We start from the raw sequence: 21,793 nt of genomic DNA on the forward strand, positions 1-21,793 counted from the left end.
CTATTCATCCCCTTTTGGTGTGCTCTTATTTTGCTGGGCCTGGAATTTCTTTTCCTTTAACAAATCCCGTTTTTCCCGCTGGTTTTTCAATGAAGCGTGCTCTGGATTTGTCACATATTTCTCCCGTCGATTCATCCGTTTCAGTCCTTCAGGCACTAGATTGAATTGCTTGTCGGTCATTAAGCCGGATACGCCAATGTCAGACCGTTTTTCTTCCATATCCGGATAAACCCTTTTGAAATAATCATCCGCCAAACCAGGAGTATACTTTTCGGGTTCTGGATAGGTGGTTATCACACCTTCAAAATTGCGCAGGACCGTTTTCGTTGGAGATTGCGAAAGAATATAATTCGGTTGAAGCGTGATTTTCCCGCCACCTCCTGGCGCATCGACGACGAATGCAGGCACCGCATAGCCGGATGTATGGCCCCTCAGCCCTTCAATGATTTCAATTCCTTTTGAAATCGGTGCCCTGAAGTGCCCGATCCCTTCCGAAAGATCGCATTGATAAATATAGTAAGGACGGACACGAATCTTGACAAGATCATGCATCAGCTTCTTCATGATTGCGACACTGTCATTTATCCCTGCCAGAATGACGGCCTGATTGCCCACGGGGACACCTGCATCGGCAAGCATCTCACACGCTTTTTTTGACTCTTCGGTAATTTCTATTGAAGTGTTGAAATGGGTGTTCAGCCAAATCGGATGATATTTTTTTAAAATGGCACATAAATTCTCCGTGATTCTTTGCGGAAAGACGACAGGTGCGCGGGTACCGATCCTGATTATTTCAACATGAGGGATATCTCTTAAGTTTTTGAGGATATATTCAAGGATTGTATCATTGATCAGCAACCCGTCCCCGCCTGATATGAGAACATCGCGCACCGCTGGTGTGTCGCGTATATAGCCGATTGCCGCATCTAATTGTTTTTTTGGCACGCCCATGCCGATTTGACCGGAAAAGCGTCTCCGCGTACAATACCGACAGTACATGGAGCACTGATTCGTCACCAGGAAAAGAACTCGATCAGGATATCGGTGGGTCAAACCGGGCACAGGGGAGTCTTCGTCTTCATGTAGGGGATCTTCCATATCGTATTTGGTTTTATGCATCTCCTCCGAAATCGGGACCGATTGCATTCTGATTGGACACCGCGGATCTTCTTTATTCATTAATGAGGCATAATATGGCGTAATGTTCAGCGGAATGGTTTTTGTGGAAATCCTTACTCCTTCCTCTTCATCCGGAGTGAGATCGACCACTTTCTTTAAATCATCAACGGTACGAATCGTATTGGTGAGCTGCCACAGCCAGTTGTTCCATTGTTCTTCAGTTACATCTTTCCATAGCTCAATATCTTTCCAGTCACGTTCTGGCTTATATAAGTTAAATAACATGGTCATACCTCCTGAGTTATGATAGTAGTATTAAATGCAAGCGAGGTGCCAAAATGACCCAGAAATTTTCCATTCCCCATAAAAAAACCGGATTGCAGCGATTGCATCCGGTTTTTCGCCTTCAAATATGTTTCCTGATTTTATATTGCAGCGTCTGCCGCGGAATCTGCAATAGCTTTGATGCCTGAAAAACATTCCCATTCGTTTGATGGAGAGCAGCGGTAATCAATTTTGTTTCCATCTGAATCATTGCTTCCCGGAGCGGCAGGATTTCTTCATGTAAAACTGTTCGTCTCATCAATTGAGGTAGATCTTCATAAATCAAGCTTTCCCCATCTGTATGGTTCATCATGAATTCAATCGTATGTTTCAGCTCCCTTACATTGCCTGGCCATTGGTACTGCCTGAAAAAAACAGCGATCTCCTCATCGACACCTTTAATACCCATTCCTAATTTGCTGTTGTGAATGGAAATGAAATGCGCCGTAAGAAGCTCGATATCCTTTACTCGCTCCCTTAACGGAGGCAGCTCATAACTTAATACATTCAGCCGGTAAAATAAATCTGGTCTAAGTTTATTTTCCGTAACGGCCCGTTTAGGATCAACATTCATCGCTGCCATGATCCTGACATCCACCTGCACGCTTCCGGCGGCCCCGATTCTCCTGATGGTTCCATCTTCCAGCACGCGCAATAGCTTTGCCTGCAGGTCAATCGGCATCGACTGCAGTTCATCCAAAAACAAAGTTCCGCCATGGGCCAATTCAAATAATCCTTTTCGCTCCAAAGCACCCGTGTAACTCCCTTTCGCTGTACCGAATAGGAGTGATTCCAACAGTTCCCCGGGTAATGCTGCGCAATTTTGGGCAATGAAGGGCTCGTTTCTCCGTGCGGATTCCCGGTGGATGCTTTGGATAAAAAGCTCTTTTCCCACGCCACTCTCCCCATAAACCAAAACCGCAGACGAGGAGCGGGCAGCCTTCTTCCCTTTCGATATCAAGCTTTTGAACTGGTCATCGCATGTTAAGATCTCCGAAAAAGAATGCAAATGGCCAGACTCCGTTATCTTTTCAGGATGCTTACTGGTCTTGAAAGAGCCTTCCAGGTCCGCTACCCTTTCTGATAATCGCTTTATACTTGAATAGTCCTTGGCGATTTCAATGGCTCCTACGGTGACCCCGTCAACATTTAACGGGAGTGTCGTATTTTGCGTTTCAATGATCCGTCCATGTGCATTTATATATGATTGGTTATAATTGTAGATAGGTTTTTCGGATTTGATGACCCGCAGTAAGGTGGATGATTTATGATTCAATGAGGGAAAGGCTTCCAGCAATGGTTTTCCCAGCACTTCACTTCTTTTCATTCCATCATGATTGGCTGCAACACCATTATAAAAGATGGTATGACCTTTTGGATCGATCACATGAATTCCTTCATCTATGGTATTTAAGATAGCTTCCAATACTTCACGTGTATTATATGATTCATCCGGCAACATATCCCTCCTCATGTACATGCTTGCTACATGTATATGTGGAAATGCCGAAAACTTGCCAAGCCCCGCCTAAAATTGAGCAATCACGTATAATTTTTCACCCACAGGTTCATGTCTTCAAGTTTGTCGAAGATGTAGCAATTATTGGCCAAGCGCCCCCGATATGCATAGCCATGCTGATGCAGCGCCGCATTCATCCCAAATGAGAGCGACCTGGCAATCGAATAGATGCAATAAATTTCATGGGAAATTAGGTGCTCTTCGATATGGGCAATCAAATGCTTCATCAACCCATACTGCCGATGTTCCGGCAATGTCGCACAATCCGTGATTTCTGCATTATGGTAAAAAGCATCGATTTCAGCGGAAGCGGCACTTACAAGCTTGCCTTCATGGAGATAAATATAAAAAACCGTTCCTTTTTCCATGCATTTTCTCACATATGCCTGGTCATTCATCGGTGTGGGATACACTTCGAAAACCTTGCCATACAACTGTGCAAGCTGGCCGGCATCTGACAGTTCCGCTTTGCGGACTTGATATGCGGAAGGCGGTTCATCCAGCCCTGCCTTAATCGGCTGCTTCAAAATATCTGAGAGGATTTTATCTTCCTTTTGCCATTCGTCACTGTTACGCCGTTCATTGCTCATATATTTAACCAGGAAGAAGCAGTCGCTTCCCAAAAAGAACTTATCGATGCTGCCTTCGTATAAAAAACCATTAGAAATTAATTCCTGAAGGTTTTCTTTGCGTGCCTTGAATATGATTTTCTCTGCTGCCATGTCTTTGGCTGCCTTTAAAGCCTCCGCGATGCATTCTTGAAAATGACCGAGATAATCCTCCACCCTGACCCGCTTATTAAAATGATCAAGCGTCAACTGTATGGTGCAGCGCTGTTTTTGAATTTTTTTTTCAAAGATCCCCGTTTCCATTCCTCCCGCTCCTTTCACACCCAATTCCATTGTACCAAAAGGCCTGACTCTTATAGGAATCAGACCCTCGAAAAATGATTATTTCTGCTCGGCCCCACACCAATCGATAATGGTCAAGGCAATGATTTCCGCAGCCTCCATCATTTTATCCACTTCTATATATTCATTGGAATCATGAGCCAGCTTCGTTTCTCCCGGCCCAAAAACGACGACTGGAGTCGATCCCACCGTTGATAGATAGCCCCCATCCGTCGCCCATGGAGACGCTTCAACGATCGGCTTTTCCCCCTTCACCTTTTCATAATAAGTTCCGATCGTTCTCATCAGCGGATGCTCCGTTTCGAGACTTCCAGGCAGCCACCTGGCGCCAAACCATTCCACTGCAATCGGCTTTTCCTTGAACCATTCATCACCTTCATTGATGGCCTTTATCCGCTGTATCAGCGACCTTTGCGCATCCTCCATGGTCTCTGTAGGAGCAATCCCCAATCGCCCTTCAAGAACGGCGGTATCGGGCACGGAAGAAGGCCAATTGCCGCTTTTCATGCTTCCTATGTTAATTGGAATCGGGATGGGGACGTTTTCATAAAGCGGATGATGGAGTGTCTCATTTCGTTCTTGTTCAAGTTGCTTGATTTCCCTCATGACGTCCACCGCTTTATCAATGGCGCTTACTCCCTCATATCTTGTACCGCCATGGGCAGACTTCCCAGTTACGATCAGCCGAAACCACATCGATCCCTGCTGCAGCGGAAACAGCTTCATATTGGTGGGCTCCGGAATGATTGCCCCATCCGCATTGTATCCGCGCACGACTGCTGCCAATGTCCCGGCACCGCCGCTTTCCTCTTCAATCACACTCTGAAAAATTACATCCCCCTTCAATTGAATGCCCGATTCCACGATTGCTTCGATTGCCATCAATAAGGAAACATTGCCGCCTTTCATATCGGTCGTTCCCCTTCCGAACACCTTTCCCTCCAGCAGCCTGCCACTAAACGGTTCGTCTTGCCAAGCCGTATGATCGCCTTCTGGGACTACATCAATATGACCGTTTAAAATAAGAGACTTTCCGTTACCTGTTCCTCTTTTTATCGCGACAAGATTTGGATTTCCTTTAAAATCCTTGCGATCACAATAAAAATGAGGATGATTCCGCAACTGCTCATCCCCGATTTCCCACAAATCTATTTCAAGTCCAAGCTGCCTGCACTTCTCGACGACTATGGCTTGTGCACTCCCTTCCTGCCCTCTCTTGCTCGGTTCCTGGACCAGCTTTTGCAGTAATTGTATCGCCCTTGTCCGCGAATCATTCAGCCACGTTCTTATTTCGTTCTCGTACATATCCATTCTCCTCTCTCACTCTTGTAAAATATGGATGTTATCAGACACAGTAAAGGACCCTGCGGTCTTATTCCTGATTTCACTTATGCTTGAGGCTGCGAATATATCGGTCAATAGGAGGCCCGCTCTCGTTACAGAAAAAACGCCAAGCTGCGTGATGATCATATGTACGCATTTTTGTGCCGTTAACGGTAACGTACATGTTTCGACTATTTTAGACATTCCCGTATTATCCGTATGCTCCATCAGGACAATGACCTTTTTAGCCTTTGCCGCCAGTTCCATGGCACCGCCCATTCCCGGCACCCGGCTGCCGGGGACGATCCAATTGGCTAGGTCTCCCGCTTCACTGACTTGGAGGGCTCCAAGAATCGTAATATCCACCAAGCCGCGCCGTATCATGCCGAAGGCAATCGTGCTCTCGCAGTAGGAAGCCCCGTCCCTGATGGTGATCGGCTGTCCGCCTGCATTGCAAAGATGAGCATCTTCCTTTCCCTTGTCAGGGGCACTGCCCATTCCCACAAGTCCGTTTTCTGCATGAAACATCACATCATGAGCATGAATGAGATGATTCGGGATAAGCGACGGAATGCCGATCCCCAAGTTGACCAGCATTCCATTGCTTATTTCAGCTGCTGCCCGCTTCGCTATTTTATTTCTTTCTTTTATTCCCAAGCCCACTTCCAATCGACTCCTTTCGATGGAATGATATGATTGACAAAAGCTCCCGGTACAATGATGTCTTCGGGATCCATTGATCCCACCGGAACGATATGCTTGGCTTCGACAATCGTGATTTTTCCGGCCATGGCAACGATCGGATTCGTATTTCGGGCTGTTTTGTCAAATATCAAATTCCCATAGGAATCTGCCATTTCTGCATAAACGATGGCAATATCTCCTGTCAATGCCGGTTCAACCAGATAAAGTTCATCACCGAGCTTGACGGTCTGTTTGCCTTCCCGGACGATATCGGCATCGATGCCGATATCCGTCAGTATTCCGCCAAGGCCCATCCCTCCAGCCCTGATCCGCTCGGCAAGCGTTCCTTGCGGGCAGAATTCCACCTTCAGTTCGCCTTTATTCATCAATGAACCAGCGTTGGGGTTGGAGCCGATATGGGAAGCAATGATTTTTTTGGCGCGGCGTCCTGTGACCAGTTTGCCGATTCCTATATCGGGGAAGCCTGTATCATTACCTATCAAGGTCAGATGCTTAATACCTGTTTCCAAAATCAAATTGATCAAGCCCGGAGGCGTCCCAACCCCACCGAAGCCACCATAGAGTATCGACTGATGATCTTTAAACAGATGGGCAACATCTTCAAAACGGCAAATTTTCCCGAATGTGTTCGCTGACACGGCGTCTCACTTCCTTGTTAGGATGGCAACTTGCACAAGGTCTCATTGAATTGCTGAAAAGTTATATCTATCCTCATTAACAATTCTGCGCATTCCTCTTCAGTTATGGTCAGCGGAGGGGATATGATAATCGCTGAACCGGTTACACCGTCAAGTCCTGCTGCTGCAGGATAGAGGAGGATCCCATTTTTCATGCCTAATTCAATGATTGCATTGGTTACATTTACAGGATTGGGAAATGGGGTCTTCGCAACCTTTTCCTGCACGAATTCAAGTCCAATCAATAATCCTCTGCCACGAATATCACCGATAAAGGAATATTTCCGCGCCAGCTGCTTCAGGCCCCTGCTCAGGTCTTTGCCTCGATCGGCTGATTTCTCGACAAGTTCATGCTCCTCGACATAGTTCAATACGGCTAATGAAACGGCACACGATAAAGGATTCGCACTAAGCGTGTGACCGCCCATGATGGACCTTGATCCCCCCAATATTGGCTCCATCACTTCCTTGGTCATGACTGCTGCCGCTATCGGGGTGTAACCGCCGCTCATCCCTTTACCGAAAGTTACAATATCAGGCTTAACATCCCAATGTTCACAGGCAAGCATCTTTCCGGTCCGGCCAAAGCCGGTCATGACCTCATCTGCTATAAATAATATGTCATTCTCCTCGCAGATTTCCTTAAGTTTACGAAAGTATCCATCAGGCGGTACGATAGCCCCTCCCGCAGCACCGATGACAGGTTCCGCTATGAAGGCGGCTATATTGTCGCTGCCGATTCTGCGTATCGATGCCTCCAATTCCGAAGCACAGGCCATTCCGCACGAGTGTGCATCAAGTTGAAGCGGGCACCTGTAGCAATATGGCGGAGACACGGAAGGATATGATTCTAGCAGGGAAGTGAATCGTTCACGGCGAACCGGATGACCTGACATCGAAAGCGCGCCCATCGTGATACCATGGTAGCTCATCCATCGCGATATGATCTTTTGCTTTCGGGGTTTTCCTTTTTCCTGCCAATGCTGAATGGCAATTTTCAAGGCAGTTTCAGTAGCTTCGGAGCCACTGTTCACAAAAAAGCTATACGTCAGGTCTCCCTTTGTCAATTCAGTAATTTTCTTGGCAAGCTCCTCTGCAGCCTCGCTAGTAAACTGTGACCGATAAACAAATGAAACCTGTTTGGCCTGTTTGACCATCGCCTCCATGACTTCCTGAACACCATGGCCAATATTGGCGGTAACAGCACCGGAGGAGGCATCCAGGTAATCCTTTCCTTCTTTGTCATATAAATAAACGCCTTGACCATGACTGATGGTCGGATAGGCTCCCCCTAGGACCGGCTTAATTAATGAAGACTGCTGCATAAGCCCACACTCTCCTTCTCTAAAAAACACATGCAGTATAATAAAGTGTATGTCCTGCCGAAGGCAATCTTGCTAAGGAAATTGCCCTAAACACTTAAAGCGTTCAACTTCTTAGTTTCGTAGGATTGTCCAAAAAAGCAACAAAAAAAGTGTATCCACAAGAGATACACTTTTTTCTTACAATGCAGGTATTAGTTTTTGTTCACGAATTGATTCTAAAAAACTTTCATCCTTTAAAACAGCCAGCACATTTTTATAAAAAGCAGTTTTATCGATAACTGCAGTATGTACATATTCATACTCTTTTAATGACGGATGACGCAAAACATCTTTCATGCAAGAAAGACAAACCTTTTTGGTTCCTAGCTTATAGTAGTTCAAGTTGCTTGCATCCCCATTGGAAGTGTCTTCGTTACAAACGAAGCAAGTATGGCTCACTCGGCCCTTTTTATTATACTCGGCCAAAACACCTTCTAAACGAATGGATGCGGGAATTGTTAATAACACATAATCACCTTTTCTATTTTAAATCTCTTAGTATTATATCAGAAAAATATAGAATTTGAACAATTAGACTCATTTTCCCTAATAATGCTTATAAAACAGGTAAATTTCCAGTGCGGATTAGGTGCTGGTCCCCTAAAAAAACCATCCTGCCTTTCGGAACGGATTTAAACACCGTCCACCCATGAACGGTGCGTTACTTTGAATTCATGATTGGATATCGATCATGGCTTTTCCATTCTTCACACTTAAGACTGCCTTCGAACCGTTCGGCACCGTCACGAAAGGATGAACATGGCCAAAATTAGCATTGGCGATGACAGGTATGTCCTTTAGCTCTTGTTTGGTTGAAATGATTTCCTGCAACGCATAATCGGTCATGCCGGATTCCTTTTGGAAACGGCCGATGACGATGCCTTTGATCCCTCCTGCATCCGGCTGATGCAGCAATGATTGTAAATCCCTGTCAAAGCTGAATGGATGACTTTCTTCATCATCTTCTATGAACAGGATACGATTCTCAAGGGAAGGCATGAATTCTGTCCCCTGCAATAGGTTGAGTGTACAAAGATTCCCGCCAATGATCGTCCCGGCTGCCTCCCCTTCCTGGATGACCATATAGCCTTCATTCGGGTGGAAGGTGCGGTCATCCTGTTCCAAATGCCAAGAATCATCACTCCAGGTTTCACTTGGTGCTAAATGGAAGCCTTCATGTTCGATTACGGCCTTTTTGAAATGCTCCATCGTATATTCAAGCCCGGCCTTCATTCCAAATGTGGAAAAATGGGGACCGGTGTATGTAGTTAAGCCTGTTTTTTTATGGATGGCCAATAAAATGGAGGTTATATCACTATAGCCCATCAACACTTTAGGGTTCCTTTCAATCAAATCGTAGTCAATATATCGCAGTAATTGATTGGCATTATAGCCCCCGATGGCTGTAAAGATCCCTTTTACATTCCGATCACTGAATGCATCATGTAAATCCTCGATTCGATCATCAATCGAATTCGAAAAAAAATCATCATGGAACAATGCCGTTTTTCCATATGACACCTTAAAGCCAAGCTCCGTCAATCTTTCTTCCGCTAACCTCCGTTGCTCCCCCTTGACAATCGCTAAGCTTCTGGAAGGTGCAATGATGCGTATTTCATCCCCTGCCTGTAGACGGGAAGGTTTCATATTTATTTCCCCCTTCATTACATAACATAGTCGTTATTTTAGCAGAAATGGAGAATAAAGAACAATCAAGACACTTAAGTCGCTTGCACCGCAATGAAAGATAGCGTTTCCCTGTTTTCAACATGAAGAAAGACCAGTTTGTTCAACTGGTCCTTAGTTATTCACATTAGCAGCAGAATGAAGCACCGATGATAATCAACAGAATGAACAGTACAACGATCAATGCGAAGCCTGATCCAAATCCGCCACAACCGCCACCGTAGCCGTATCCTCCGCCATATCCACCATATCCGTACATAAAAATTTCACTCCTTTTAGAATTCTGATTTCTCTTTACACCTTACCATATGTCAATACGCCCGCCTTGGTCTGTGTATTTGCCCATTTTTCTTGATTTAGGAAAAAACTTAATGATCCATCCCTTCAACTTTCAAAGAAAATGCCCTATTAAATAACAAAGAAAAATGTCAAAAAACGTTTGTTATATTATTGTGTTCCTTTGAATTTGGGATATAATAAGAAAAAAACAATACGTAAACCTAAAAAAATATCCCATGATGGATACATAAAAGGTTAAACGGGGGAACACAATTGAAAAAGAACACAAAATCCTTCATCCCTTTCGCTGCAATCGCCACGATTCTTCTAATCAGCTATATCCTTCAAAAAGTTCCTAAAACATATGGATCAGATGATTCAATAAATGTCTATCAAAAATTCCAATCCGGACAGCCCATTCAGTACCTCGTTATCGGTGACAGTATCGGCAGGGGTTCCGGAGCTGAAAACCCAAGCCTGACATGGTTCAAGCAGCTAGAACATAAAATGAACGAAAATGATGGCTCCCGCATGCACGGAGATTATGTGGTCCAAAGCGGCTCCACTGCTTTTGAGGGTCTATTCAAACTTTCCCAAAGAAGGGTAAAGGAACATAAGGATTTGATTTTCATCGTATTTGGTGAAAATGATCGTAAATATATGAGTATCGATGATTTTGCCATGACCTATGAAGCATTGATCCGAAAGGCAAAACACCTCCACCCGCATGCAGAATTGTTTACGATAACGGAAAGTTCCTTGAAGCAAGATGAATTTGCTGTCACGATTCGCCGTTTATCCATCCATTACGGTGCAACCAATGTCGATATGCGCCCGGTTTTCAAGGATTCTGGTTATACGGAAAAACAGCTGACCAAAGATCTGGTTCACCCAAATGGCCTGGGCTATAAATTTTATGCCGAGACCATTTATGATCGCTTCCAAGATAACGCTAAACGGGAAAAGGCTGTAGCCTCGCTTCCCTCTAAGCTACACGACAATGCCGAATTGCATTTAACGGAGATTGAACACTATGAAACCTTGAAGGGCTTCCGTCCAAGGGGCGGCTACTATACAAGCAGTAAAAAAGGCAGTGTCATAGATTTTCATTTCAATGGAAGCATTCTTGGTGTAAAGCTGCTTAGAAGTCCTGATGGCGGAGAGGTTAACGTCTGGATCGATGGCAACGAAGTCACGACCCTGAATACATGGTGGCCATTCGCCCGGGAAAGGTATATTTATATCACAAACGGTCTACCTCCTGGGACACATACCGTTCGTTTTGAAGTAGCAGGCAAAATAAAAGCACTCGACCATGGCACCCTTCCCTCTGTCCGGATCGCATCGATCATCACCGATTAACATGAAAAAAACGAAGCCCCGATTACATTGATTGGGGTTTCGTTTCGTTTTATCTTCATCGTTTTCCTTCAATTGAACAGCTTTTTGTATTCTCCGTACCCTTCTTTTTCAAGGTCTTCCAGCGGTATGAACTTTAATGCTGCAGAATTGATGCAATAACGCAGACCGGATGGTCCCGGGCCATCATTGAAAACATGACCAAGATGGGAATCGGCCTTTTTTGAACGCACCTCGATTCTTCTCATCCCGTAACTCGTATCAAGGTTTTCCACGACTTCCCCTTCTTTAAGAGGCTTGGTGAAGGAAGGCCATCCGCAGCCTGAATCGAATTTTTCTTTTGAGGTGAAAAGAGGGTCACCTGAAACGATGTCGACATATAACCCTGTTTCCTTCAAATTCCAATATTCATTATGAAAGGCTGGTTCCGTTCCATTGTTTTGGGTGACTTCATATTGGATTGGTGAAAGCTTTCGTTTCAATTCTTCTTTATTTTTCATTTGTATCCCCCCAGTGTTTTTGTATAAAGGCTTTTCGTCCCGAACCAGTCGAGTATCTTTCATAATGCTCAGGCTGCTTTTTATAATAATGCTGGTGATAGGTCTCCGCTGGATAAAATGTAGCGGCTGGTATGATCGGCGTTACGATCGGTTTCGAAAATTTGCCGCTTGCCGAAAGCTCGGCTTTAGATGCTTCAGCAATTTCACGTTGCTTCTCATCATGATAAAAAATCGCCGTTTGATAGGAGCTTCCCCTGTCAAAAAATTGGCCGCCTTCATCGGTGGGATCGATTTGCTGCCAAAACAGCTCGATAAGTTTTTCATATGGATAGACTTTTGGATCGAAGGTGATCTGAACAGCTTCAAAATGCCCCGTCGTTTCAGAGCAGACTTCCCTGTATGTAGGGTTTTCCGTAGTTCCCCCGGTATAGCCGGAAATAACGGATTCAATACCAGGCTGCTCATCGAACGGTTTCACCATGCACCAGAAGCACCCGCCTGCAAATGTTGCTTTTTCAAACTGATTCGTCAAAAGAATTCCTCCTTTTTTATAAACGTTCATTGAATGCATTTTATCTCTTTTACTTTGCCCTGTAAAATGATATGCTATCTCGTTCTTTACCTTCATGCTCAGGCACACACACAGGCATTTCCCCATAAGCTGGAATCATGATGGAAAAATGCGAGGTGATTGGGATTGAACGAAACACAATCCTTTTTACAAAAAGCGGAAACATATGATTTACTCTCGTCTTATTATCAATACAGCAATCCAGAGCTACATGAATATTATTCCCATAAACACTTGTATAACCTTGAAAAAGCAGCACAGCTATTAAATCAGGAACAAATGAAAGTCAATCTCCCTGCCCAAGTGCGCATTTTACATGCAGCTTCAGCTTGCTCCCCAATTGATATTCATGTGGATGGTACATGCTTTTTCAATAAATTATCATGTAAAGATAGCAGTGATTACATCTCCTTGCCTGCTGGAACATATCAGTTGGACATCTATTTGAGCGAAGAAGCCCGTTCGCCCCTGCTCAGCCGGAAGATGTCATTCGAAGGCGGAACCTCTTATACACTGGCCGTCGCTTTTACCAAGGAGTCCTTTACACTCTCACCTTTCATTGATCTTCCCTTCGTTCCTCGACATGAAGCCAAGTTCCGCTTCATTCATATGTCAGTGTCCATGCCATCGGTCGATATTGCCGTCAAAGATGGCGATATCGTATTTGAAAGAGTTGCTTTCCAACAGGCAAGTGACTATCTCACGATCCATCCAATGCTCATTGATTTGGTTGCAAGGGAAGCCGGTACAAAACAAGTCGTTTCCTCATCGCTTAATGTTGAATTCAAGGAAAATACAGCTTCAACCCTTTATATACTTGGCTTGAACAACGAAACAAAGCACTTAGAGACCATAAAGTTGTCTCCATGAACGAAAAAAAACCAGGATATGAAGCTCCTGGCTTTTTTTTGGTTTTCACACGATTACTGGAACGATGACGGAATGGTCAATAAAAACGAAATGTCATCTTTTTTAAGATCGAAATTCTTTGCCTTGACCCTGACGTCGCTTTTCAATTCCATATCCTGTAACGACACATAGATACTTTCATCATTCGGCATGATGCTGACCCATTCAGGCATTTTATAGCGCTCGTTTATTAAACTCATTACATATGATACAGGAAGATTCATTCGACCGACGGCAATTGATTTTTGCCTCAAGACCAAGTCGCCATTCTTTTGGGCAATCGGTTCGAATGTTAATTTCATTTCCACTTCACGATTGAAAAACGGCATCGTTCCATACAGCTCGACCTCATCCGTCAAAAATACTTCGTAATGCATGGAACCTGTCAGCCCTTCCTTATCGAGATACTGATTGATTAATCTTGTCAAATCTTCCCGATTTGTGTGAATTTGAAATGAGATATCTTCCTCGTGGCTAACCTTTGGTGTGAGTTCTTTTTCTTTAGCGGGTAAATTAACTAAAATCAGAACGAACAGGATGACCAGGATGTTTATAGCTAAGAGGGAAAAAAACAAAGTCTTCCATTTGACCTTTGTCATTCTTGGTCATCATCTCCTTTGGCACTTGCTTCCAACGTGTCCTTTCCAATAGTGGTAATATCCATGTCATTATAAATTCTTGTCGCTATCAATTCATAACCACGGTCATTTGGATGAAAATAATCCTCAGCATAAAGCAAATCCTCATCGGAATTCTTGAAAATGTCTGCTATATCAATAAAATAAGCCGAATCATAATCTTCGATAATTTCTTTACCACTTTCATTCCAAGCATTCATGATCAGATCAAGTTCATAGAAATCCCCGAACCACTTGGAAAATGGATTATACACGCCTACAAGGTAAATTTGGGCATGATCATTTTCTGAGCGAACCTTATCAAGTATCTGCCTCAATCTTTTTTCATACCCTGTTTGTGCAGACTTAAACTGATTCAGTTCCAAATTCGAGAAATTTTTTTTAAAGACTTTCATGATATCATTGCCACCGATTGTGACAACGATTGAATCAGCTTGTTCAATGTCTTCCTTTATTCTTGCCTTATCCAGTCTTTTCAAAAGTTGGTCGGTACGATTTCCGCGTATACCATGATTGATCATCTCTACAGAAGTGATCGATGGTTCTTTTTCCAGCTTGTTTTGTAAATACGGCAGATACCCGCCATTATCTTTGCTATCACCGACACCTTGAGTCAAGGAATCGCCAATGGACACGATTTTCACAGGATCCGGAAAAAAGCTGGCGGGAATCGTTTCCTTTTCACTCAGCTTGACGATGCTTTTTTGCTGAACAGCTGGTTGGTTTGAAGCAATTTCAGTTTGACCGCAGCCAGAAATCCAAACTATGCATATGAAAAGACAGGTGATTCTGTATCTCATGGCCCTCACCTTCCTACCCATGTATTATATCATGTAGAAAACGAATGATTGCAAACAATATCCCTCGCTATAATTCAAGCTAGAGCCTTTCCTACCATATGATATGAAAAAAGCCGCGAATTAAAGCTAGTCCTATAAAATTTAGCATGTACTGAGCAAGTAAAAACATTCTTCGGTTTCTGGAAAAACCCAACGACCGTTTGAGGTTCCCCAATATTAAACGTAAAAAAAGAACAGGACATTTAATCCTGTTCAATAGTTCTGCAATATTTTTATATGCTTGATTATATCCTCAAATGGAATGTCCTGCAGACCTGTATAATCCCTGATGATCTTGCCTTCTTGATCCATGAGGAAAAAACTGGTTCCATGAATCACCTGATCATCTTGTTCTGGCTTTTTGACGAACGTCTTAAAATTATCCAGGGCAAATGTCTCGATTTCTTCCTGACCATACCCAGTCAAAAAGTGCCAATTTTTATAATCGACGTTAAATTGATCACCATACTTCTTCAATACATCCGGCTTGTCTATCTCGGGATCAACAGAAAAGGAGACGAATTCCACGTCTTTAATCCCTTCATCCTTCAATTGCTTTTGCAGCTTTGACATATTGGAAGTCATTGGTAAACAGACCGTCTCACAGCTTGTAAAAATAAAATCCGCTACCCAGACCCTTCCCTTCAGATCGTTTTTGGAAAAAGGTTTGCCCTCCTGATCGATATAACTAAAATCTTCAAGGTCCCAATTTTTCGCATCTGGTACACCATTCGATCCGCAGGCCGCCAAAAGCAATAAGATCGATGCCGCCATAGCTGCCATCAGCACATGCAGCTTTCTCATTTCCACCCCGTCCTTTATGTATAAAATATTCTGATACTTCATTCATTCTAACAGAACCTTTGCATCGAGGACAGTAACTCTTTCTATGGGGCGAAATCTATATGGAAAGGCAGAGCCCTGCCCGTCCGAGCCAGCTCAATCCCAATAATACATAATGGCCATGGCTCCCTCGCCTGTATGGGTACTGACAACGGCCGTTGTTTCTTCTATCTTTATATCCTGAAAGCCCGATAGTTCACTGATGGCTTGGCGGACTTTATCTGCCAATTCAAAACCATTAGCATGCACAAAACCAATACCCCTGATTTTTTTGCCTTCCGTATCTTCTTTGAATCTCTTCATGATGAACTTGACGACCTGTGATTGGCTTCTGGCTTTGGAGACTGGATGCAATACACCATCCTCCAATAGCGCTATCGGTTTGATATGAAGCAACGAACCGATAAACGCTGAAACCTTCCCGATCCTGCCTCCCTTAACGAGGTTATCAAGGGTTTCTATGACAATGATCAGGCTTGACTGCTTCTTGATGAGTTCCAGCCTTTCGATTATTTGCGCCACGGATTTTCCTTCTTTGGCCATCTTTGCGGCTTCGATCACCTGAAATGACATAGACTTGGAAATGAATTTCGAATCAAATACGGTCACCTTCGCTTCGGACATGCTTGCGGCACTTTCCGCAGACCGTACAGTCCCGCTCATACCGCCTGTCATATGGATGGAAAGGATCTCCGTGCCATCATTGCCCAGTTCATTATAGACCTCCAAAAAAGTTCCTACCGCAGGTTGTGAGCTTTTAGGAAGTTCTTTAGAGCGGTTCATCCTTTTCAGGAATTCCTCTTGGTCGATTTCGACCTTATCCAAAAAGGTTTCCCCATCAATGAAGATCGAGAGAGGAACCATCGTGATGTCGTAATATTCCAGTTCTTCCGATGTCATATCCACCGTGGAGTCTGTAACTATCTTTACTTTGTTCAATCAATACACATCCCTAAATTAACATATCTATTGTATTATACCTACCCAAGGTAGGCATTTAAACCTAAGGTCCTTCTTGTCATTTTGAAGCCCCTCGAAAAGATGACACAAAAAAAGACCATTCCACACTCTACCCTTAAACAAATGCCGCTTCATTCGTTATGTCATGGAATTCGTGGCATCTCTATTGTCGGATTAGTGAGCGATGGAACAGTCCGCATCAAGCATTATTAAGTAAATTCGCAGGAAAAATTGTGTTATATACCGGCCATTTGAGCACGGATGCTAAATATTGCTTAAATGAGTAACTGTCTTTATGATCTTTATTGGCAAAAACCTTCTTTACAAATACCTCCAAACGCATGGTCAACATAAAAAAATTCGGATCACTTGGCAGTAAAACAGGTATTTCTGAAATGGTAACCTTATGTCCAAAACAATCTTTGAATTCCAAGCATTTGAACATCAAAATATCAATCCTCATTTTTAACCGATTGTTTACATTATACACAATAAATCCAAAAGTATAAATATTCAAATGTGTAAAAAATCGGACAAATATTTTTGTTTTCCACACATAAAAAAGGCCCATGAAAGACAGAAGCCTTCATGGGCCTTTTTCATATTCCTTCCCCAATGTTGCCATCTCGCAAACTTTCACGTTTCACTTTGCGTTTATAGACGACCTTTGATAACGATATGCTGATTTCGTACAATAACAGTAAAGGAACCATCACCAAGAAATCTGACATAAAGTCAGGCGGAGTGATCGATACGGCGATGACCACGAGGACAAAGTACGCATACTTCCTTAGCTTTTGCAGAACATACGGATTGATGATGCCAATCGAAGTCAAAAACATCGTAACGACGGGAAGTTCGAACAAAACAGCAAACGGAATGGTCATATTGAAGACGAAGGAAAAGTACTTATCCGCCGTGAAACTCGTTATGAACATCCCATCTCCCAATTCAATCAAGAATTGGAGGATCGTCGGAAAAATGACGAAATAACCGAACGCCAGGCCTGCAATGAATAGAAGGAAAAGTGCCGGTATATAGGAAAGTGTCGCCCTCACTTCATTCGGCATCAAGGCAGGCTTTACGAATAACCAAATTTGCAGGGCAATTATCGGAATCGTTGCCGCAATGGCCACTACACCTGAAAGCATGAAGTAGATCCAAATGATATCACTTGGGCCAAGCACCATCAGGTCAAAATCAAGATCCTTCACGAACCAATGATAAATCTCTTCAACATAAATAAAGCTGGCGATGAAAAAGATGAGAAATGCCACAGCCGTTATGATGAGCCGTTTCCTTAGTTCATCGAGGTGATCGATGATATTTAGTTCTTTATCTTCCAATATTGATCACGCCTTTGAAATCAGTGTCTTTGTTCCAGCATAAAGGCGCAAGACGAATCCATCTTACGCCCACCAATCAATCATTCATGATTTTTTTGTTGTAATTTCTTATCTTCTTCATATTCGCCTTTAGTTAATTCACTCGTGGATTTTTTGAATTCCCGAAGCGTTTGTCCAAAGGCACGGCCGATCTCTGGAAGTTTCTTCGGACCGAATATTATTAATGCCAATACGAGGATGAGAATTAGACCAGGTACTCCAATGTTCGACATGGATACAACCCCCTTGGTGTTATAATTAAACATACCTTGATTATAATACCATTTCCAACCAATTGAAAGTAAACCGACAATCCGTCATATAATGGTAACATTTATCGACAGGATAATCCTCATGACCGGAAGTATTATTCTATCCTAATTTATCATGTTGTCGCCGATTAAATCAACAGATGAAATAAATTACTGTCCTTATTGACCTCAACGAAGGAAAAACCTTTTTTATTCATTCTTTGGATAAGCCCTTCATAATCGTTCTTACCCTTCAATTCGATCCCGACCAAGGCCGGCCCGCTTTCTTTATTGTTTTTCTTGGTGTATTCAAAGCGGCTGATATCATCATTTGGCCCCAGCACCTCGTCAAGGAATTCCCTTAAAGCCCCGGCTCGTTGCGGAAAATTCACGATGAAGTAATACAAAAGCCCTTCATACAACAAAGATTTCTCCTTGATTTCCTGCATCCGCCCAATATCGTTGTTCCCCCCGCTGACCATGCAGACGACCGTTTTGCCTTTAATTTGTTCTTTGTAGGAATCCAAGGCCGCTACGGAAATGGCACCTGCCGGCTCCGCGACGATCGCATGCTGGTTATATAAATCAAGTATGGTCGTACAGATTTGCCCGGCAGGCACGACCACGATGTCTTCCAGGTTCTCTTTGCATAATCGATAGGTTTTTTGCCCCACACATTTGACAGCAGCGCCATCCACGAAGGTATCTATGCTCTCCAGTTCGGTTACCTTTCCTTCCTTGAACGAATTGTCCATCGACGCTGCATCAAGCGGCTCCACACCAATGCATTTCGTATTTGGTGAAACCGATTTGAAATAACTTGATACCCCGGCCATCAGTCCGCCGCCGCCAATTGCCGCAAAGACATAATCAATTTCATCTTCACAGTCATTGAGGATTTCAACCGCCGTCGTCCCTTGTCCGGCAATTACTTTATCGTCATCAAACGGATGGATGAAAGTGCGCCCTTCTTTTTCACAGCATTCCATCGCCATTGCGAATGCATCATCGAAAGTATCACCTGCGAGGATGATTTCGACGTTATCCTTGCCGAAAAGCTCCACTTGATCGACCTTTTGCCTTGGCGTGGTAGCTGGCATGAAAATTTTCCCATGGATCCCTAATTGGCTGCAGGAAAAAGCAACCCCTTGTGCATGGTTGCCTGCACTGGCACATATGACCCCGCTCTTCGTCTCTTCGTAGCTCAAGCTCTTCATTTTGTGGAATGCCCCTCTTAATTTAAAGGAGCGCACATGTTGCAGGTCCTCGCGTTTTAAATAAACATTACATTCATATTTATCAGATAATCTCTGATTTTTTTGTAGAGGAGTATGTAGAACGATGTCTTTCAGTTCTCTGTAGGCAATTAGAATATCCTCCAATTGGATCCCCCTGTTCATTGATGCAGTCTGATTCATAACAATCCCTCATTTCCTTCCTAATCAATTCAATCATTATAGCACTTTACTGTCGTTAATGTAATTGATTTTTCTAAAAATTCTTTCTTTTATCTTTTCATGCAAAAAAATCCGGTCATGAATATGTCCCATAACCGGATTTGCCGTTTATTTTTTTTGCAAGATAATGAAATCATGTGCAAAGCGATTCTTTTCATCCACGGTCCCTTGGATTGAGGAAATCTTTTCCCACACATTTTCATCAATGACAGGGAAAAAGGTATCCCCTTGAAATGTTTCATGGATTTCCGTTATATACAATCGATCGGCAAAACGGAGGACATCCTTGAAGATTTCGGCCCCGCCGATCACGAATACCTCCCCGTCCCGATCGTCCGCATACGTTTGGATTTGTGAAATGTCATGCAAGACTACACAGCCGGTCCCTTTGAAATCCCGATTGCGGGTCACGATGACATTTTCCCTGCCAGGCAGCACCCTGCCAATCGACTCGAATGTTTTACGTCCCATGATGATGGGATGGCCCAGCGTCACTTTTTTAAAATATTGCAAATCTGCCGGCAAATGCCACGGAAGTTGATTATCATTGCCAATCACCCGATTTTGATCCATGGCTACTATCAAGGAAATCATATACTTACCTCACCCTTAATATGGGGATGTGCCTCATAATTTTCCAGAGCGAAATCATCGAACGTAAAATCGAAGATATTTTTCACTTCCGGATTAATTTTCATGGCAGGTAAAGGTTTCGGATCACGAGTCAATTGCAGCTCCACTTGATCAAGATGGTTGGAATAAATATGAACGTCGCCAAAAGTATGTACAAATTCTCCGACCTCCAAATCACACACTTGGGCGATCATCATCGTCAAAAGTGCATATGAAGCTATATTGAAGGGAACCCCTAAAAAAACATCTGCGGAACGTTGATATAACTGGCACGAAAGCTTGCCGTCAGCCACATAGAATTGAAAGAAGGCATGACAAGGCGGCAAGGCCATCTCGTCCAATTCCCCCACATTCCAAGCGCTCACTATCAATCTTCTTGAATTGGGATTCGTTTTGATTTGATCGATCAATTCACTGATTTGGTCAATTTGCCTTCCATCAGCCGTTCCCCATGATCGCCATTGATGGCCATATATCGGGCCAAGTTCACCATTTTCGTCAGCCCATTCATTCCAGATTCTCACGCTATTTTCCTGAAGGTACCCTACGTTTGTGTCTCCCTTCAGGAACCACAGCAACTCATGGATAATTGCCTTTAAACTAACCTTTTTCGTCGTAAGGACAGGAAATCCTTTTTGCAGATCGAACCTCATTTGATAGCCAAACGTACTGATCGTTCCCGTTCCCGTACGATCGCCCTTTTGCGTTCCATTTTCCAGGACATGCTTACATAAATCCAAATATTGCTTCATGCTCTACCACCTTTTCTACATTCATTCATCTTATTTTAACGTAAGTCCGATGTTTAATCTAATTGTTTAATGAATTGATATGTCTCGGGTGCTTTTCGTTTAAGTAGGTGATTTTGTTCCGCATTTACATAGAACATGGCAAACGTTTCAGCAAAGTATTCTTCTGGGTAATTTGTAAAATATGACTGTCCGGGAAACAACCCGTCCACTTCCTTCCCCCAGATAGCCAAATAATCCACATTCTCCCGAATTCCATCAAATACGATAGTATCGATTGAATGGGCAAGCTCATGGAGCTCCAAATTTACCGAGCCATGGCCATTTCCCTTATCGCTCGCTCCGATCTTGACCAATACCGTATGAGAACCGCCCATGCCAGGCACATCATCCCAAGTCGTTTTTTTATTCAAATATCCCCGTGGCGTCTGTCCCTTCAATTTAGCTGCCGATTGGTTTTCTGTTAGACTGCCTTGAAATAATTTGATCCTGACACCGCTCTCAGCCGTTTTTTCCAATAGTGAATCAGGCAGTCCATCAATCTTTTCCCCGATTCTCAATGCTTCCTTTTCATCGAAATCCTCTTCCGGAAATAAAAAGATACTTTGCAAGACTTTATGGCCATTGAACAATTCAGCTTGTCTTAAAAGGTTATCCTTAGGCAATTCGCGCCATTTCATACCATCTTCCCTGGCTAATGAATAGGAGAGCATGGATAAAAAAAAGATAAACACTGCACTTATGATTAGCCACTTTTTCCCTTGCATGAACCTCTCCCCTTCCACAATCTCA

Annotated in this window: 25 protein-coding genes; 2 read left to right on the plus strand and 23 right to left on the minus strand. The window is 43.4% G+C overall.

All coding sequences use genetic code 11. The features are described 5' to 3' along the window. The 10 genes from kamA to QNI08_RS03515 all read right to left on the minus strand — a co-directional run bounded on the left by kamA (position 1) and on the right by QNI08_RS03515 (position 9,887). The gene (gene kamA, locus QNI08_RS03470) at positions 1–1,404 is read right to left on the minus strand and encodes a lysine 2,3-aminomutase (RefSeq protein WP_285766041.1); all 1,404 of its coding nucleotides are present in this window, start codon (positions 1,402–1,404) and stop codon (positions 1–3) included. A gap of 121 nt (positions 1,405–1,525) precedes the next feature. Continuing rightward, positions 1,526–2,905 (minus strand): sigma-54 interaction domain-containing protein, encoded by a 1,380-nt coding sequence (locus QNI08_RS03475; RefSeq protein WP_285766042.1) that lies wholly within the window; start codon positions 2,903–2,905, stop codon positions 1,526–1,528. A gap of 80 nt (positions 2,906–2,985) precedes the next feature. Beyond that, the gene (ablB, locus tag QNI08_RS03480; RefSeq protein WP_285766043.1) at positions 2,986–3,834 is read right to left on the minus strand and encodes a putative beta-lysine N-acetyltransferase; all 849 of its coding nucleotides are present in this window, start codon (positions 3,832–3,834) and stop codon (positions 2,986–2,988) included. A gap of 78 nt (positions 3,835–3,912) precedes the next feature. Further along, on the minus strand, positions 3,913–5,184 hold the full coding sequence (locus tag QNI08_RS03485; RefSeq protein WP_285766044.1) for a peptidase: 1,272 nt from the start codon (positions 5,182–5,184) through the stop codon (positions 3,913–3,915). Between the two features lie 9 nt (positions 5,185–5,193). Beyond that, positions 5,194–5,859, minus strand: coding sequence for a 3-oxoacid CoA-transferase subunit B (locus tag QNI08_RS03490; RefSeq protein WP_285766045.1), 666 nt, complete (start codon positions 5,857–5,859; stop codon positions 5,194–5,196). Continuing rightward, a complete protein-coding gene (locus QNI08_RS03495; RefSeq protein WP_285766325.1) occupies positions 5,844–6,515 on the minus strand; it encodes a CoA transferase subunit A in 672 nt (223 codons plus the stop codon). The genes QNI08_RS03490 and QNI08_RS03495 overlap by 16 nt, the downstream gene beginning before the upstream one ends. 41 nt (positions 6,516–6,556) lie before the next feature. Next, positions 6,557–7,903 (minus strand): aspartate aminotransferase family protein, encoded by a 1,347-nt coding sequence (locus QNI08_RS03500; protein ID WP_285766046.1) that lies wholly within the window; start codon positions 7,901–7,903, stop codon positions 6,557–6,559. A gap of 177 nt (positions 7,904–8,080) precedes the next feature. After that, a complete protein-coding gene (locus tag QNI08_RS03505) occupies positions 8,081–8,410 on the minus strand; it encodes a hypothetical protein (RefSeq protein ID WP_285766047.1) in 330 nt (109 codons plus the stop codon). Between the two features lie 204 nt (positions 8,411–8,614). Next, a complete protein-coding gene (locus tag QNI08_RS03510) occupies positions 8,615–9,589 on the minus strand; it encodes a S66 family peptidase (protein WP_285766048.1) in 975 nt (324 codons plus the stop codon). A 166-nt stretch (positions 9,590–9,755) separates the two neighbouring features. Then, on the minus strand, positions 9,756–9,887 hold the full coding sequence (locus QNI08_RS03515; RefSeq protein ID WP_285766049.1) for a YjcZ family sporulation protein: 132 nt from the start codon (positions 9,885–9,887) through the stop codon (positions 9,756–9,758). Positions 9,888–10,180: 293 nt separating this feature from the next. On the opposite strand from QNI08_RS03515, the gene QNI08_RS03520 reads away from it, so the two are divergent. Beyond that, the gene (locus tag QNI08_RS03520; RefSeq protein WP_285766050.1) at positions 10,181–11,269 is read left to right on the plus strand and encodes an SGNH/GDSL hydrolase family protein; all 1,089 of its coding nucleotides are present in this window, start codon (positions 10,181–10,183) and stop codon (positions 11,267–11,269) included. Between the two features lie 68 nt (positions 11,270–11,337). Here the strand turns inward: QNI08_RS03520 and msrB are convergent, their stop codons facing one another. Continuing rightward, positions 11,338–11,766 (minus strand): peptide-methionine (R)-S-oxide reductase MsrB, encoded by a 429-nt coding sequence (gene msrB, locus QNI08_RS03525; RefSeq protein WP_285766051.1) that lies wholly within the window; start codon positions 11,764–11,766, stop codon positions 11,338–11,340. Next, complete coding sequence (gene msrA, locus QNI08_RS03530; RefSeq protein ID WP_483313742.1) at positions 11,756–12,247, minus strand: peptide-methionine (S)-S-oxide reductase MsrA; 492 nt, start codon at positions 12,245–12,247, stop codon at positions 11,756–11,758. The genes msrB and msrA overlap by 11 nt, the downstream gene beginning before the upstream one ends. A gap of 216 nt (positions 12,248–12,463) precedes the next feature. Between msrA and QNI08_RS03535 the strand changes: the two genes are divergently transcribed. Next, positions 12,464–13,207 (plus strand): DUF4397 domain-containing protein, encoded by a 744-nt coding sequence (locus QNI08_RS03535; RefSeq protein WP_285766053.1) that lies wholly within the window; start codon positions 12,464–12,466, stop codon positions 13,205–13,207. 53 nt (positions 13,208–13,260) lie between these two features. Here the strand turns inward: QNI08_RS03535 and QNI08_RS03540 are convergent, their stop codons facing one another. The 11 genes from QNI08_RS03540 to QNI08_RS03590 form a co-directional block, all read right to left on the minus strand. After that, on the minus strand, positions 13,261–13,845 hold the full coding sequence (locus tag QNI08_RS03540) for a YpmS family protein (RefSeq protein ID WP_285766054.1): 585 nt from the start codon (positions 13,843–13,845) through the stop codon (positions 13,261–13,263). Then, entirely contained in the window at positions 13,842–14,684 is an 843-nt protein-coding gene (locus tag QNI08_RS03545) for an SGNH/GDSL hydrolase family protein (protein ID WP_285766055.1), read from the minus strand. The genes QNI08_RS03540 and QNI08_RS03545 overlap by 4 nt, the downstream gene beginning before the upstream one ends. 252 nt (positions 14,685–14,936) lie before the next feature. Continuing rightward, the gene (locus QNI08_RS03550) at positions 14,937–15,527 is read right to left on the minus strand and encodes an SCO family protein (RefSeq protein WP_285766056.1); all 591 of its coding nucleotides are present in this window, start codon (positions 15,525–15,527) and stop codon (positions 14,937–14,939) included. A 135-nt stretch (positions 15,528–15,662) separates the two neighbouring features. Then, on the minus strand, positions 15,663–16,505 hold the full coding sequence (locus QNI08_RS03555) for a DegV family protein (protein WP_285766057.1): 843 nt from the start codon (positions 16,503–16,505) through the stop codon (positions 15,663–15,665). Between the two features lie 220 nt (positions 16,506–16,725). Beyond that, a complete protein-coding gene (locus QNI08_RS03560) occupies positions 16,726–17,097 on the minus strand; it encodes a DUF2535 family protein (RefSeq protein ID WP_352231192.1) in 372 nt (123 codons plus the stop codon). A 28-nt stretch (positions 17,098–17,125) separates the two neighbouring features. Beyond that, positions 17,126–17,872: a twin-arginine translocase subunit TatC gene (gene tatC, locus QNI08_RS03565; protein ID WP_285766058.1), complete on the minus strand. Its 747-nt coding sequence runs from the start codon at positions 17,870–17,872 to the stop codon at positions 17,126–17,128. An 80-nt stretch (positions 17,873–17,952) separates the two neighbouring features. Beyond that, positions 17,953–18,144, minus strand: coding sequence for a twin-arginine translocase TatA/TatE family subunit (tatA, locus tag QNI08_RS03570; protein ID WP_285766059.1), 192 nt, complete (start codon positions 18,142–18,144; stop codon positions 17,953–17,955). Between the two features lie 167 nt (positions 18,145–18,311). Further along, a complete protein-coding gene (gene ilvA / locus QNI08_RS03575; protein ID WP_285766060.1) occupies positions 18,312–19,580 on the minus strand; it encodes a threonine ammonia-lyase IlvA in 1,269 nt (422 codons plus the stop codon). 147 nt (positions 19,581–19,727) lie between these two features. Continuing rightward, positions 19,728–20,213 carry a dihydrofolate reductase gene (locus QNI08_RS03580; RefSeq protein ID WP_285766061.1) on the minus strand — a complete coding sequence of 162 codons (486 nt, stop codon included), beginning with the start codon at positions 20,211–20,213 and terminating at the stop codon, positions 19,728–19,730. Next, positions 20,210–21,004, minus strand: a complete 795-nt coding sequence (locus QNI08_RS03585; protein WP_285766062.1) for a thymidylate synthase — start codon at positions 21,002–21,004, stop codon at positions 20,210–20,212. Before QNI08_RS03585 ends, QNI08_RS03580 begins: the two co-directional genes overlap by 4 nt. A gap of 53 nt (positions 21,005–21,057) precedes the next feature. Next, positions 21,058–21,768, minus strand: coding sequence for an anthrax toxin lethal factor-related metalloendopeptidase (locus QNI08_RS03590; RefSeq protein WP_285766063.1), 711 nt, complete (start codon positions 21,766–21,768; stop codon positions 21,058–21,060). Positions 21,769–21,793 lie beyond the last annotated feature (25 nt).

This window comes from Peribacillus folii, from assembly GCF_030271255.1.
Lineage (GTDB): Bacteria > Bacillota > Bacilli > Bacillales > DSM-1321 > Peribacillus.

Bases quoted from the DNA above. Each gene is read 5' to 3' on its own strand.
- kamA (WP_285766041.1), bottom strand. From the start codon at position 1,404: ATGTTATTTAACTTATATAAGCCAGAACGTGACTGGAAAGATATTGAG.
- QNI08_RS03475 (WP_285766042.1), bottom strand. From the start codon at position 2,905: ATGTTGCCGGATGAATCATATAATACACGTGAAGTATTGGAAGCTATC.
- ablB (WP_285766043.1), bottom strand. From the start codon at position 3,834: ATGGAAACGGGGATCTTTGAAAAAAAAATTCAAAAACAGCGCTGCACC.
- QNI08_RS03485 (WP_285766044.1), bottom strand. From the start codon at position 5,184: ATGGATATGTACGAGAACGAAATAAGAACGTGGCTGAATGATTCGCGG.
- QNI08_RS03500 (WP_285766046.1), bottom strand. From the start codon at position 7,903: ATGCAGCAGTCTTCATTAATTAAGCCGGTCCTAGGGGGAGCCTATCCG.
- QNI08_RS03510 (WP_285766048.1), bottom strand. From the start codon at position 9,589: ATGAAACCTTCCCGTCTACAGGCAGGGGATGAAATACGCATCATTGCA.
- QNI08_RS03515 (WP_285766049.1), bottom strand. From the start codon at position 9,887: ATGTACGGATATGGTGGATATGGCGGAGGATACGGCTACGGTGGCGGT.
- msrB (WP_285766051.1), bottom strand. From the start codon at position 11,766: ATGAAAAATAAAGAAGAATTGAAACGAAAGCTTTCACCAATCCAATAT.
- msrA (WP_483313742.1), bottom strand. From the start codon at position 12,247: ATGGTGAAACCGTTCGATGAGCAGCCTGGTATTGAATCCGTTATTTCC.
- QNI08_RS03540 (WP_285766054.1), bottom strand. From the start codon at position 13,845: ATGACAAAGGTCAAATGGAAGACTTTGTTTTTTTCCCTCTTAGCTATA.
- QNI08_RS03545 (WP_285766055.1), bottom strand. From the start codon at position 14,684: ATGAGATACAGAATCACCTGTCTTTTCATATGCATAGTTTGGATTTCT.
- QNI08_RS03550 (WP_285766056.1), bottom strand. From the start codon at position 15,527: ATGAGAAAGCTGCATGTGCTGATGGCAGCTATGGCGGCATCGATCTTA.
- QNI08_RS03560 (WP_352231192.1), bottom strand. From the start codon at position 17,097: ATGGGCCTTTTTTATGTGTGGAAAACAAAAATATTTGTCCGATTTTTT.
- tatA (WP_285766059.1), bottom strand. From the start codon at position 18,144: ATGTCGAACATTGGAGTACCTGGTCTAATTCTCATCCTCGTATTGGCA.
- ilvA (WP_285766060.1), bottom strand. From the start codon at position 19,580: ATGAATCAGACTGCATCAATGAACAGGGGGATCCAATTGGAGGATATT.
- QNI08_RS03580 (WP_285766061.1), bottom strand. From the start codon at position 20,213: ATGATTTCCTTGATAGTAGCCATGGATCAAAATCGGGTGATTGGCAAT.
- QNI08_RS03585 (WP_285766062.1), bottom strand. From the start codon at position 21,004: ATGAAGCAATATTTGGATTTATGTAAGCATGTCCTGGAAAATGGAACG.
- QNI08_RS03590 (WP_285766063.1), bottom strand. From the start codon at position 21,768: ATGCAAGGGAAAAAGTGGCTAATCATAAGTGCAGTGTTTATCTTTTTT.